General features: G+C 68.3%; 11 protein-coding genes. 3 read left to right on the top strand and 8 right to left on the bottom strand.

All coding sequences use genetic code 11. The features are described from left to right. Positions 1 to 7: 7 nt before the first annotated feature. Positions 8 to 3,484: a transcription-repair coupling factor gene (gene mfd / locus HMH01_RS09820; RefSeq protein WP_246237307.1), complete on the top strand. Its 3,477-nt coding sequence runs from the start codon at positions 8 to 10 to the stop codon at positions 3,482 to 3,484. Positions 3,485 to 3,496: 12 nt separating this feature from the next. Here the strand turns inward: mfd and HMH01_RS09815 are convergent, their stop codons facing one another. The 3 genes from HMH01_RS09815 to HMH01_RS09805 form a co-directional block, all read right to left on the bottom strand. Beyond that, positions 3,497 to 3,736, bottom strand: coding sequence for a hypothetical protein (locus HMH01_RS09815; RefSeq protein WP_171324760.1), 240 nt, complete (start codon positions 3,734 to 3,736; stop codon positions 3,497 to 3,499). A gap of 128 nt (positions 3,737 to 3,864) precedes the next feature. Beyond that, a complete protein-coding gene (locus HMH01_RS09810) occupies positions 3,865 to 4,524 on the bottom strand; it encodes a DsbA family oxidoreductase (RefSeq protein ID WP_171324758.1) in 660 nt (219 codons plus the stop codon). Next, positions 4,521 to 6,065, bottom strand: a complete 1,545-nt coding sequence (locus HMH01_RS09805; protein ID WP_171324756.1) for a class I adenylate-forming enzyme family protein — start codon at positions 6,063 to 6,065, stop codon at positions 4,521 to 4,523. Before HMH01_RS09805 ends, HMH01_RS09810 begins: the two co-directional genes overlap by 4 nt. A gap of 49 nt (positions 6,066 to 6,114) precedes the next feature. Here HMH01_RS09805 and HMH01_RS09800 point away from each other — a divergent pair, with 49 nt between their 5' ends. Next, on the top strand, positions 6,115 to 6,747 hold the full coding sequence (locus HMH01_RS09800; RefSeq protein WP_171324754.1) for a helix-turn-helix domain-containing protein: 633 nt from the start codon (positions 6,115 to 6,117) through the stop codon (positions 6,745 to 6,747). Here the strand turns inward: HMH01_RS09800 and HMH01_RS09795 are convergent. Then, positions 6,744 to 7,793 (bottom strand): patatin-like phospholipase family protein, encoded by a 1,050-nt coding sequence (locus HMH01_RS09795; protein WP_171324752.1) that lies wholly within the window; start codon positions 7,791 to 7,793, stop codon positions 6,744 to 6,746. The two genes, HMH01_RS09800 and HMH01_RS09795, sit on opposite strands and share 4 nt — an antisense overlap. Then, complete coding sequence (locus HMH01_RS09790) at positions 7,790 to 8,575, bottom strand: 3-hydroxybutyrate dehydrogenase (protein ID WP_171324750.1); 786 nt, start codon at positions 8,573 to 8,575, stop codon at positions 7,790 to 7,792. Before HMH01_RS09790 ends, HMH01_RS09795 begins: the two co-directional genes overlap by 4 nt. 312 nt (positions 8,576 to 8,887) lie before the next feature. Between HMH01_RS09790 and HMH01_RS09785 the strand changes: the two genes are divergently transcribed. Continuing rightward, positions 8,888 to 10,681 (top strand): extracellular solute-binding protein, encoded by a 1,794-nt coding sequence (locus HMH01_RS09785; protein ID WP_246237306.1) that lies wholly within the window; start codon positions 8,888 to 8,890, stop codon positions 10,679 to 10,681. A 4-nt stretch (positions 10,682 to 10,685) separates the two neighbouring features. Here HMH01_RS09785 and HMH01_RS09780 read toward each other — a convergent pair whose 3' ends face one another. From HMH01_RS09780 to HMH01_RS09770, 3 genes are read right to left on the bottom strand one after another with little or no spacing between them, the layout of a single operon-like run. Further along, positions 10,686 to 11,282 (bottom strand): LysE/ArgO family amino acid transporter, encoded by a 597-nt coding sequence (locus tag HMH01_RS09780; protein ID WP_425483602.1) that lies wholly within the window; start codon positions 11,280 to 11,282, stop codon positions 10,686 to 10,688. Further along, complete coding sequence (locus HMH01_RS09775) at positions 11,282 to 11,995, bottom strand: DUF502 domain-containing protein (protein ID WP_171324746.1); 714 nt, start codon at positions 11,993 to 11,995, stop codon at positions 11,282 to 11,284. The genes HMH01_RS09780 and HMH01_RS09775 overlap by 1 nt, the downstream gene beginning before the upstream one ends. 28 nt (positions 11,996 to 12,023) lie before the next feature. Continuing rightward, on the bottom strand, positions 12,024 to 12,965 hold the full coding sequence (locus HMH01_RS09770) for a pseudouridine-5'-phosphate glycosidase (protein WP_171324744.1): 942 nt from the start codon (positions 12,963 to 12,965) through the stop codon (positions 12,024 to 12,026). Between the last annotated feature and the right edge of the window lie 2 nt (positions 12,966 to 12,967).

Genomic DNA, 12,967 nt, shown 5'->3' with positions numbered 1-12,967 from the left:
CGCGCGCATGAACATGCAGCCGCCAAAACCCGGCCGGTCCACGATCGGCGGGGCGCCCGAGGGATTCGACGCAACCGTTCTGGCCCGCCTTGCAGAGGCGGGGCAGGGCCCGGTGATCCATGTCGCGCGCGATGGCGCCCGGCTCGAGTCGATGCGCGCGGCGCTTGCCTTCTTTGCGCCCGAGCTGCCGGTGATCAGCTTTCCCGCCTGGGACTGCCTGCCCTATGACCGCATTTCGCCGGCGGCCGAAATCTCGGCCGCGCGCATGTCGGTGCTGGCGGGGCTGGCCGATGGCATGCCGGGCCGTTTCGCGCTGCTGACCACGCTTTCGGCCGCGGCGCAGTTCGTGCCCGCGCGCGAGACGGTGGCCGCCGCCAGCTTCACCGCGCAGGTCGGCCGGCAGATCGACGTGGACGCGCTGAAGGAATTCCTGATCCGCATGGGCTACGCGCAGGCGCCCACCGTGACCGAGCCGGGCGATTTCGCGGTGCGCGGCGGGCTGATCGACATTTTCCCGCCGGGGGCGGACCAGCCGCTGCGGCTGGACCTGTTCGGCGACGTTCTGGATGGCGTGCGCCGCTTCGATCCCGCGACCCAGCGCAGCGGGGCTGCGGAAAAGGGCATCGACCTGTCGCCCGCCTCAGAGATCATCCTCGATGCGCCCGCGATCCAGCGCTTCCGGCAGAATTACCGGATCGAGTTCGGCGCCGCGGGCAGCGATGATCCGCTCTACGAGGCGGTCAGCGCCGGGCGAAAGCACCAGGGGATGGAACACTGGCTGCCCTTCTTCCATGACCGGCTGGAGACGATCTTTGACTACCTGCCCGGCGCGCCGGTGCTGCTGGACGACCAGCTGGAGGCCGCACGGCAAAGCCGCTGGGACGGTATCGCCGACCAGTACGACGCCCGGCGCGAGGCGATGAAGGACCGGGGCCGCATCGGCACCGTCTACAAGCCCGTGGCGCCCGGCCTTCTGTACCTGGACGACGCCGCCTGGACCCGCGCTCTCGATGGCCGGGCCGTGCGTCAGTTGTCGGTCCTGCCCCAGCCCGTGGGCCTGAACGTGACCGATGCCGGTGCGCGCGTGGGCCGCAGCTTCGCGCCCGAACGCCAGCGCGAGGAGGTAAGCCTTTTCGGTGCGCTGGCCGATCATGTCCGCGCCCGGCTGCGCGAAACCCATGTGATCCTTGCGACCTATTCCGAAGGCGCGCGCGAGCGGATGGGCACCCTGCTGGAGGATACCGGCGTCGAGGGCGCGAAACCCATCGCCACCGTGAGGGACCTGCCCAGCGGCGCGGGCGGGCTGTTCCTGGCCGTGATGGGACTGGAGCAGGGCTTCACCGCGCCGGGGCTGACGGTCATCACCGAACAGGACATCCTGGGCGACAGGCTGATCCGCGCGCCGAAGCGCCGGCGCAAGGCCGAGAACTTCCTGACCGAAGCGAATGCGCTGACAACAGGCGACCTGGTCGTGCATGTCGAACACGGCGTCGGGCGCTACACGGGGCTTGTGACCGTCACGGCAGCCGGCGCGCCGCATGAGTGCCTGGCGCTTGAATATGCCGGGGGCGACCGGCTGTTCCTGCCGGTGGAGAACATCGAGCTGCTCAGCCGCTACGGCCATGAAGAGGGGCTTCTCGACCGGCTGGGCGGTGGCGCCTGGCAGGCCAGGAAGGCGAAGCTGAAGGAACGCATCCGCGAGATGGCCGACCGGCTGATCCGGATAGCGGCCGAGCGGGCGTTGCGCAGCGCGCCCGCGCTGACCCCGCCCGAAGACCTGTGGGACGCCTTCTGCGCCCGCTTCCCCTACCAGGAGACGGACGACCAGCTGAACGCGATCGAGGATGTGCTGGGCGATCTGTCCTCGGGCCGCCCGATGGACCGGCTGATCTGCGGCGATGTGGGCTTCGGCAAGACCGAGGTCGCGCTGCGCGCGGCCTTTGTCGCCGCGATGTCGGGCCAGCAGGTGGCGGTCATTGCCCCCACAACGCTGCTTGCGCGCCAGCACTACAAGGCCTTTGCCGAGCGTTTCCGCGGCATGCCCGTCACGGTGCGCCAGCTTTCGCGCTTCGTGGGCGCGCGCGAGGCGGGTGAAACCCGCGAGGGGCTGAGCCGGGGCGATGTGAATATCGTCATCGGCACCCACGCGCTTCTGGCGAAGTCGGTGAAGTTCGCCCACCTGGGACTTGTCATCATCGACGAAGAGCAGAAATTCGGCGTCGCCCACAAGGAGCGGCTGAAGCAGCTTCGCTCTGAGGTGCATGTGCTGACGATGACGGCGACGCCGATCCCGCGCACGCTGCAACTCGCATTGACGGGGGTTCGGGACCTGTCGCTGATCGCGACCCCGCCGGTGGACCGGCTGGCGATCCGCACCTATGTCAGCGAGTTCGACGGCGTCACCATCCGCGAGGCGCTTCTGCGCGAGCATTACCGCGGCGGGCAAAGCTTCTTCGTCGTGCCGCGGATCACAGATATCGCAGAGATGGAAAGCTTCCTGCGCGAACAGGTGCCCGAGGTGCGGGTGATCGTGGCGCATGGGCAGATGGCGGCCGGAGAGCTGGACCAGCGGATGAACGCCTTCTACGACGGGCAGGCGGATGTGCTGCTGGCCACGACCATCGTGGAATCGGGTCTAGACATTCCGTCCGCGAACACGCTGATCGTGCATCGCGCCGACATGTTCGGGCTGGCGCAGCTCTACCAGATCCGGGGCCGGGTGGGCCGGTCCAAGATCCGCGCCTATGCCTATTTCACGACAGAGCCGCGCGCCAGGCTGACCGTGCAGGCGGAAAAGCGGCTTCGGGTGCTGGGCTCGCTCGACAGTCTTGGCGCGGGGTTCACGCTGGCAAGCCAGGACCTCGATATCCGCGGGGCGGGCAATCTGCTGGGCGACGAGCAGTCGGGCCATGTCCGCGAGGTGGGCTACGAACTCTACCAGGACATGCTGGAAGAGGCGATCGCCAAGCTGAAATCGGGCGAACTGGAAGGCATCAGCGAATCCGACGAAGGCTGGGCGCCGCAGATCAACCTGGGCGTGCCGGTGCTGATCCCGGCCGATTACGTCGAGGATCTGGACGTGCGGCTGGGCCTTTACCGGCGGCTGTCGAGCCTTGCGACCAAGGTCGAGATGGAGGGTTTCGCCGCCGAACTGATCGACCGCTTCGGCCCGTTGCCCAAGGAAGTGAACGTGCTGATGAACGTCGTCCGCATCAAGGGCGTGTGCAAGCGGGCGGGCATCGCCAAGCTGGATGGCGGGCCGAAGGGCGCGGTGATCCTGTTCCACAACAACCGCTTCGCGAACCCGGCAGGACTGGTGGATTACATCCGCGGGGAAAACGGGCTGGCCAGGATCAAGGACAACAAGCTGGTTGTCCGCCGCGACTGGAGCAGGGACGCGGACAAGATCCGCGGCGCATACGCCATCGTGACCGAACTGGCAAAGCTTGCGGCCGAAGGCGCGCCGAAGAAGAAGACCGGCTGAGGCGGGGCGGCCCTAGAACAACCGCGAGAGCGCCCGGAACATCGTGCTTCCCGAACGGTTGCCGCTGGCAGGCGCCGGGTTCCGCAATTCTGCCTGCCCGGTGCCGGTGCAGGGCTGCGCGGTGTCAGGGGCGCAGAACTGGGCCTTGGTCACCATCGGGCTGAAATCGGCCGAGGTGCTGTCCTGCGGCGCGGGGGCAGCGCATGCGCCAAGCAGTGCGAGCAGCGCGCCAAGCGAAAGTGCGGATTTCATGGGTCTCTCCTGCAGCGGGGCCAGAGTTTACTGCTGCAATCGTGACTCTAAACACTTTCCAATATCTGAATGATTCACGGCCTGAAGGCGCCGCAACCATGGCGAAAATCGGGCAGTTCACATCGCACTCAAGGGCGCGAGCGCGACAGTTCTTCTGTTTTCTCAATTAGTTCGTCTATTATCTTCAACCACGTCGCGCTTTCCTGCGCGCCGGTCACGACATAGCGGCCGCCGATGATGAAGGTGGGAACCCCCGTCACGCCCATATCGCGGGCGGCCTGATCCTCGGCCAGAACCTCGGCCTTGTCCGCGTCCCCCGCCAGCAGGCGCGCGACCATATCCGGATCGAGCCCCGTGCTGCTGGCCACATCGACCAGCACCGAATGCGCGCCGATATCCTCGCCATTGACGAAGTAGCGGTGGAAAAGCTGGTTCGCGACCAGGCTCTGCCGCCCCTCGACCCCGGCCCAGCGAAGCAGGCGGTGTGCGTCGAGCGTGTTGGGCGTGCGCGAGATCCGCTCGAAATCCAGATCGAGTCCGCTTTCGGTCGCGACATCGTTGATCCGGGCGTAGACCTGCGCGGCCCGCTCGGGCCCGCCGAACTTCGTCTCGAGATAGGTGCGCCGGTCCGCCCCCTCGGGCGGCATGTCGGGATTGAGCTGGAAGGGGCGCCAGCGGATCAGGAAGGGATGCCCGGGCCGCGCCTCCAGCGCCCGGTCGAGCCGCGCCTTGCCGATATGGCACCAGGGGCAGATCGGGTCCGAAATGATGTCGAGCGTCGTGGTCATGGCGACTCCGTCAGGCTGTGCTCGGCGCGCAGGCGGCGCTTGAGCACCTTGCCGGTGGGGGTGCGCGGCAGCGCGTCGAGAAATTTGATCATTCGCGGGCACTTGTAGCGGGCAAGCCCGGCCGCGCAATGGCCGGCCAGCGCATCCTCGGACAGGCTCGCGCCTTCGGCGGGCACCACGAAGGCGGCGATCACCTCGACGTCGGCGCGCACGGGCAGTGCCAGAACCGCCGCCTCGGCCACGCCCGGATGGGCGGTCAGCACCTCCTCCACTTCCGTGGCCGAGACGCGGTAGCCGCCCGCGTTCATCACGTCGTCGGCCCGGCCCCGGTGGGTCAGGGCGCCCGCGGCGTCCATCACCGCCAGATCGCCGGTCAGGAACCACTCGCCTTCCAGGGGCAGGTTCGGGGCCATGCCGGCGCCCTGCCAGTAGCCAAGCATCAGCCCCGGATCGCGGCCCGAGACGGCAAGCCGCCCCACCTCCCGGATCGGGACCGGCGCGCCATCCTCGCCCAGCACCGCGACGCGGCGGCCGCGCTGCGGGCGCATGCCGGGCCTGCCGGGCGCGTCCGAGGCGTAGGTGCTGACCTCGGACATGCCCAGCGCCTCGTGGATGTCGGTGCCGGTGATCTCGCGCCACTCGGCGCGGATGCGCTCGGGCAGGCGGTCGCCCGCCGACAGCCCGTGGCGCAGGCTGGCGAACGCCTGCCGGGTGACGGTGCCGCTGCCCAGAAGCTGGCGGAACACGCCCGGCGCGCCGGCCAGGATGGTGGGTCCATGCGCGGCGGCGATGGCCGAGAACACGCCCCGGTCGGGCGGCCCGGCATAGATCAGCGCCGTCGCCCCCGCGGCCCAGGGGTCCGTCAGCCCGGTCCCCAGCGTGAAGGTCCAGTTGAACGCGCCCGCATGCAGCAGCCGGTCCTCGGGACGCAGGTCATACCAGTCGGCCCACATCATCCGCCGTGCCCAGCCCGCGCGATGCGCATGCACCACCGCCTTGGGACTGCCCCCGGTGCCCGAGGTGAAGACGAGATAGGCCGGATCGCCCGCCCTTGTGTCGGCGAAATCCGCGGGCGGCAGGTCGCGAAAGGGGCGATAGGCGTCGGCCCGCAGCACCGGCAGGCCCGGCGGCGCGTCCAGCCCGTCCCCCAGCGCCACCAGCCGCGGCGCCACCGTCTCGGCCGCGACGGCCACCTCCCGCGCCGTCAGCTGCGGCGAGGTGGGAACGGGCAGCGCGCCCATCCCGGTCGCGGCGAAGAACAGGATCGGGAAATCCATGCTGTGCCCGATCCGCAGCAGCAGCCTGTCGCCGGGGCGCAAACCCGCGCGCGCAAGCCCGGTCATGGTGCCGCGCACGGCTGCATCCACTTCCGCAAAGGTCCAGCGCCCCGCGACATGGCCCGGCGCGTCGATCACCTCCAGCGCGATCTTGTCCGGGGTCGTGCGGGCGGCGGCCAGCGTGTGCGCGGCCAGGTTGAACTGCGCGGGGCAGGGCGGCGGCGCGCCGGCATCCACCAGCGAGAGGGCTTCGGCTGTTGTCATGTCGTCCATGCCTGACATATGACACGTCTCTAGACCGGCTGGCACGGGAATGTCGATGAGCGATGAAAGTCAGGAACCCTCGCTGCTGCGGGTCGCGCGGCAGGGCGAGGAGGAGTCCCCCGTCGAGGCGCTGAACCTGGGCAAGCGGGTGCGCGAATTGCGCAAGGCGCGCAACTGGACGCTGGAACAGGCGGCGCAGAAGGCGGGGCTTGCGCGATCGACCCTGTCCAAGATCGAGAACGAGCAGATGTCGCCCACCTTCGAGGCGGTTCAGAAGCTGGCGCAGGGGCTCGACATCTCGGTGCCGCAGCTTTTCACGCCGCCAAAGACCTCCAGGACGATGGCGCGGCGCGCGATCACCCGCTCGGGCGAGGGGCTGCCGCATCCGACCAAGACCTACGAGCACGAGATCCTCGCGACCGACCTGCGCGGCAAGCAGATGCTGCCCTATCGCGCCGTGGTGCGTGCGCGGTCCATCGACGATTTCGATGGCTGGGTGCGCCATGACGGCGAGGAATTCCTCTATGTCCTGTCGGGCATCGTCGAGTTCTACACCGAGTTCTACGCCCCCATCCGCCTGCGCCGGGGCGACAGCGCCTATTACGACGCGGCGATGGGCCACAACGTCATCAGCGTGTCCGAGGATGACGCCGTGATCCTGTGGGTGACCAGCACCCCCTAGTCGTACAGCTCGCGCAGATCGACGGTGCCGTGCCGGCCCAGGTCGTCGCGGTGATGCGCGAGAAACGCATCCATCCGCGCCCGCCCCGCATCGCGCAGCCGCAGAAGGAGCGCGCGGTTCGGCGTAAGCTTGGTCGCAACGCCCAGCTTCGTCATCAACGCGTCGTCCATCACCTGATGGATGCGCACGTCCTTCATGCTGCCCGGCGCGATATGGCCCTCGGCCAGCAGCCGGTGCGCGAAGGCGATGGCGCGCAACCCGCGCAGCAGCGAGGAATTGAAGCTGATCTCGTTGATGCGGTTCTGGATCTCGGTCGCGGTGCGGGGCAGCGTCTCGCGGTGGATCGGGTTGATGTGGACGATCAGGATGTCCTCGGACCGGGTCTCGTAGAACAGCGGGAACAGGGCCGGGTTGCCCATGTAGCCGCCGTCCCAATAGGCCTCCCGCCGGCCGGTTGCGGGGTCATCGATCTCGACCGCCTGGTAGAGCGTGGGCAGGCAGGCCGAGGCGAGCAGCGCGTCGGGGCTGATCTCGGCCCCCGAAAAGATCCGCACCTTGCCCGAGCGCACATTGGTGGCGGCGACGAACAGCTTCGGCCCATCGGCCGCGCAGACCATGTCGAAATCGAGCATCTTCTCGACGACGGGGCGCAGCGGATGGATGCCCAGCGGGTTGGTCTGGTAGGGCGAGAACAGCCGCGACGCGGTGTCGAGCGCGAACCAGGCGGGGCTTGCCTCGATCATGCCCGAGATCAGCACCGGGTCGGGGGCAAGGGCTGCCAGCCAGCTTTGCAGCATCGGATCGGGCAACGCCGTGTGAGCCGAGATCTCCTCCCAGAAGGCGGCCAGCTGGGCGCGCGCGCCCGCATGACCGCCCCGAAGCCAGCCCGCCTTGAGTGCGGCCGCGTTCATCGCGCCCGCGGAGGTGGCGGTGATGCCCTCGATCTCGAGGCTTTCGTCCTCCAGAAGCCGGTCGAGCACCCCCCAGGTAAAGGCGCCATGCGCGCCCCCGCCCTGTAGCGCCAGGTTGATGCGGGTGACGCTCAAAGCGCCGTCCAGCCGCCATCCACCGAGATCGTGGTGCCGGTGATCTGGTCCGCCGCCGGCGAGCACAGGAACAGCGCCGTGCCCGCCACCTGTTCGATGGTCACGAATGCCTTGGATGGCTGGCGGGCGAGAATGACATCGCGCTCCACCTCTTCGCGGGTCATGCCGTATTTCTCCATCGTGTCGGGGATCTGCGCCTCGACCAGCGGGGTCATCACATAGCCCGGGCAGATCGCGTTGGCGGTGATGGCTTCCTCCGCAGTCTCAAGCGCGGTGGTCTTGGTCAGGCCCACCACGCCATGCTTGGCCGCGATATAGGCCGACTTGAAGGGCGATGCGGTCAGCCCGTGGGCCGAGGCGATGTTGACCACGCGCCCCCAGCCCGCCTTGCGCATGTGCGGCAGGGCGGCGGCGGTGGTGTGAAAGGCGGAACTCAGGTTGATCGCGATGATCCGGTCCCACTTCTCGACCGGGAAATCCGGGATCGCCGCGACATGCTGGATGCCCGCGTTGTTCACCAGGATGTCGGCCCCGCCGAAGGCTTCGGCCGCCTTGGCCACCAGCGCGCGGCAGGCATCCGCATCTGCCATGTCGGCCTGGACGTAAAGCGCGCCCGCGCCGGTTTCCTCGGCGATGTGGCGGGCGAGCGTGTGATCCTCTGCGCTGTCGGTGAAGGAGTTCAGCACCACGTTGGCGCCTGCGCGCGCCAGTTCCTCGGCGATGCCAAGCCCGATCCCCGAGGTGGATCCGGTGACGATGGCGGTCTTGCCCTTGAGCGACATGTTTTCCTCTCCTGAAAGCTGCCTGTGGCTTGGTAACAGCAAATGCTGCGTGCGCGAAATACCCTGTGCGACCGCGGCAGACAAAAGCCGATCCGCGCGTCAAGCCGCTGGCGATAAGCCAAAAAAAACGCCCTCGCAAGGAGGGCGTTCAGTTGTTGAGGCAGGTTTCATACAGGCAAGAAACCTATCGAGCAGTACCCCCTTTATACGGAAAAGCGGCTGATCGGCCAAGATAAAAATTTGAGGCCCCCGCCCGCGGCTGTATTATCGCCCGGAGGCAGGATGGCACATCAGACCGGAAAGGGGGCAGTCATGAGGTTGGCAGCAGGGCTTGTGGCACTGGCACTCGGGGCTTTGATCGGCACGGGCGCGGCACGGGCGGAACCCGCGCATGGCATAGCCATGTATGGCGACCCGGCGCTGCCACCGGATTTTGTGTCTCTGCCCCACGCGAACCCCGACGCGCCCAAGGGCGGGCGCATCGTCTTCGGAGAGCGGGGCGGCTTCGATTCCCTCAATCCCTACATCCTCAAGGGGCGTGCGCCCTGGGGCGTGCAGACCCATGTGTTCGAAACGCTGATGGGCCGGTCCTGGGACGAGCCCTTCACGCTTTACGGCCTGCTGGCCGAATCAATCGAGACCGGACCCGATCGGGAATGGGTGGAATTCCATCTCCGCCCCGAGGCCGCCTTTTCGGACGGCACGCCGCTGACCGTGGACGACGTGATCTGGTCCTTCGAGACGCTGGCCGAGCATGGCCTGCCGCGCTATCGCAACGCCTGGGACAAGGTGGCGCGCTGGGAAAAGGTCGGCGCGCGCGGCATCCGCTTTCACTTCACCGAGCGCGACAACGAGCTGCCGCTGATCCTGGGCCTGCGCCCCGTGCTGAACCCGCGCGACTGGGAGGGGCGGGACTTCGCCGAAAGCGGGCTCGAGGTGCCGATCGGCACCGGCCCCTACACGATCGGCGCCTTCGAGCCGGGGCGCTACATCGAGTTCCAGCGCAACCCGGACTACTGGGGCCGCGACCTGCCGTTCAATCGGGGCATGCACAATCTCGACACCATCCGCTACGAGTATTTCGCCGATGGCGACGTGATCTTCGAGGCGTTCCGCGCCGGCACCGTGTCCACCCAGCGCGAGACGAACCCGGCCCGCTGGGCGACCGAGTACGACTTCCCGGCGGTGCGCGACGGAAGGATCGTGAAATCCGAGATCCCGCATGGCCGCCCCTCGGGGATGGAGGGCTTCGTCTTCAACACACGCAAGCCGATATTCGCCGACTGGCGCGTGCGCGAGGCGCTTATCGCCGCGTTCAACTTCGATTTCGTGAACCAGACCGTGAATGGCGGCGCCTGGCCGCGGCGCACGAGCTATTTCTCGAACTCCATCCTCGCCATGGATCCGGGCCCGGCCGAGGGCGAGGTGCGCGCGCTTCTCGAACCTTTCGCCGATCAGCTGCTGCCCGGCACGCTCGAGGGCTACAGCCTGCCCGAAAGCAACGGCGACCAGCGCAACCGCGCAGGTCTCCGGCAGGCCACGGCCCTGCTGGAGGAGGCCGGCTGGACCATCCGGGACGGCGTGTTGAAGGACGCCGCAGGGCAGCCCTTCGCGTTCACCATCACCGTGACCTCGTCCGAGCACGAGTCCATCGCCAATCTTTATGCCGATGCGCTGAAGCGGCTGGGGATAGAGGCGCGGATCCAGCTTCTGGACAGCGCGCAATACAACGAGCGGCGCAACACCTACGACTACGACATGATCATCAACGCCTGGGGCCTGTCGCTTAGCCCCGGAAACGAGCAGTATCTCTACTGGGGTGCGGACGGGGTCGAGACGCCCGGCACGCGCAACTACATGGGCATGAACAGCCCCGCGGCCGAGGCGATGATCGACGCCATGCTGACGGCGGGCGACCAGGAAAGCTTCGTCGCCGCGGTCAAGGCGCTGGACCGGATCCTGATGGCCGGTCGCTATGTCGTGCCGTTCTGGTTCGCCGATGCAAGTCTTCTGGCCCATGACGCGCGGCTGAAATACCCCGAGCGGACGCCGGTCTATGGCGACTGGATCGGCTTTCTGCCCGAGGTGTGGTGGTACGAGGAATGACCGCCTAGAACACCAGGCTTGCCGCGATCGCCCACATGGTCAGGCCGATCGCGGTATCCAGCACCCGCCAGGCGCCGGGGCGGCGCATCAGCGGGGCCAGCAGCCGCGCCCCGTAGCCAAGCGCGAAGAAGAAGCTGAAGGACGCAGCCACCGCGCCGATGCCGAAGGCCAGCTTCGCCGGCCCCCCGAAGGCGGTCGAGACGGCGCCGATCAGGCCCAGCGTGTCCAGGTAGACATGCGGATTGGCCCAGGTGAAGGCAAGGCAGGTCAGCACCGCGCTGCGCAGGCTCTGGCGCTCTCCGCCCGCCACCAGCGCCTCGCCGCCGCGCCATGCGGCGCGCAGGCGGAGAAAACCGTAGACCAGGAGGAAGGCCGCGCCCCCCAGCGCCATGATCCGGGGCAGGGCGGGCCAGGCGGCGGTGACGGCGGCAAAGCCCGCGACCCCGGCCGCGATCAGCAGCGCGTCGCTGATCGCGCAGACCAGCACCACCGCAAGCACATGCGACCGCATCAGCCCCTGCCGCAGGACAAAGGCGTTCTGCGCCCCGATTGCCAGGATCAGCGCAAGCGAGGTGCCGTAGCCGGTCGCTGCGGCCGATATCACGGCTTGGTCTGGTTCTTGCGCGCAGGCGCCGGGCGACGGCCGGCGGCGATCTCTTCCTTGGTGGGCGGCGTCACCAGCCCGGCCGATATGATCAGCTTGGCCGCATCCTCGATGGTCATGTCGAGAAAGATCACGTCAGCGCGCGGCACGAACAGAAGAAAGCCCGAGGTGGGGTTCGGGGTCGTGGGCAGGAACACGCTGACCATGTCCTGCCGGCCGATCTTGACCGGCACCTCGCCTTGCGTGTCGGTCGACACGAACCCCACCGCCCAGATGCCCCGGCGCGGGTATTCCAGCAGGCACGCCTTCTGGAAGGACGCGCTCGACTGGTTCAGCACCGTCTCGATCAGCTGCTTGACGGCGTTGTAGATGGTGCGGACGATGGGGGTGCGGTCGAACAGGCTTTCGCCCCAGCGCACCAGCTGCCGCCCGAAAAGCCCCTTGGTCAGCGCGCCCACCAGCGCCGTGAACAGCAGGAAGATCACCACGCCGAAGCCGGCGATGTTCTTGCCCAGATAGGTCGCGGGGTTGTAGGCGGCCGGCACCAGCGGCACGACGCGGGCGTCGATGAAGGTGATCGCGGTCCAGATGACCCAGATCGTCAGGGTGACGGGCGCCACGATCACGAGTCCGGTCAGGAAATCCGACCGAAGCCGCTGGAACAGGGTCGCGCGGCGGCCGATGCGTGGCGGTTTGGGCTTGCGGGCCATGATCCAATCCCGATGGTTCGGGGTTTACTTAAGACCTGCCACCTTGCAGCGCAACATTGCCCTTGCGCAGAGCGGTGGCGATCCCGGCGGCAAGCCGCGCATTGTTCAGGACCAGCGCGATATTGGCCTCGAGCGAGCGGCCGCCGGTCAGCTCCAGCACCCGGCCCAGCAGGAAGGGCGTCACGTCCTTGGCCGCGATCCCGCGCGCGGCCGCCTCGGCCAGGGCCGCCTCGATATGGGGGGCAAGCGTCGCGGCCGGGATCTCGGCCTCTGCCGGGATCGGGTTCGCTACAAGCTGCCCGCCGGGCAGACCCAGCCTGCGGCGCATGGCAAAGGCGGCGGCGATCGCCTCGGCGCTGTCCATGCGCAGCGGCGCGGGCAGGCCGCTGTCGCGCGACCAGAAGGCGGGCATCGCGTCCTGCCCGTAGGCGATCACCGGCACGCCGCGGGTCTCGAGCACCTCGAGCGTCTTGGGGATGTCGAGAATGGCCTTGGGCCCGGCCGCCACCACGCAGACCGGGGTTTCGGCCAGTTCCGTCAGGTCGGCGGATATGTCGAAGCTCGACTCGGCGCCGCGATGCACGCCGCCGATCCCGCCGGTGGCGAACACCTCGATCCCGGCCAGATGTGCCGCGATCATGGTCGCGGCAACCGTCGTCGCACCCGTGCGGCCCGCGGCCAGCGCCGCCGCGATGTCGGCGCGCGACAGTTTCGCCACGTCCCGCGCCTGCGCCAGGTCCTCGAGCGCGCCGTCGTCCAGGCCCACGCGGATATGCCCGCCCATCACCGCGATGGTGGCAGGCTCGGCGCCGGCCTCGCGCACCGCCTGCTCGACCGCGCGGGCGGTTTCCAGGTTCCGGGGCCAGGGCATGCCATGGGTGATGATTGTGCTTTCCAGCGCCACCAGCGGCCGGCCGGCATCGCGGGCGGTGGCGGCCTTTTCGGACCAGAGCAGGGGGGCGGCAGGCATGG

Origin of the sequence: Halovulum dunhuangense (assembly GCF_013093415.1) — a bacterium.
Lineage (GTDB): Bacteria > Pseudomonadota > Alphaproteobacteria > Rhodobacterales > Rhodobacteraceae > Halovulum > Halovulum dunhuangense.
Note: the sequence above shows the minus strand (reverse complement) of the source record. Positions and strands in the feature narration are given on the sequence as shown.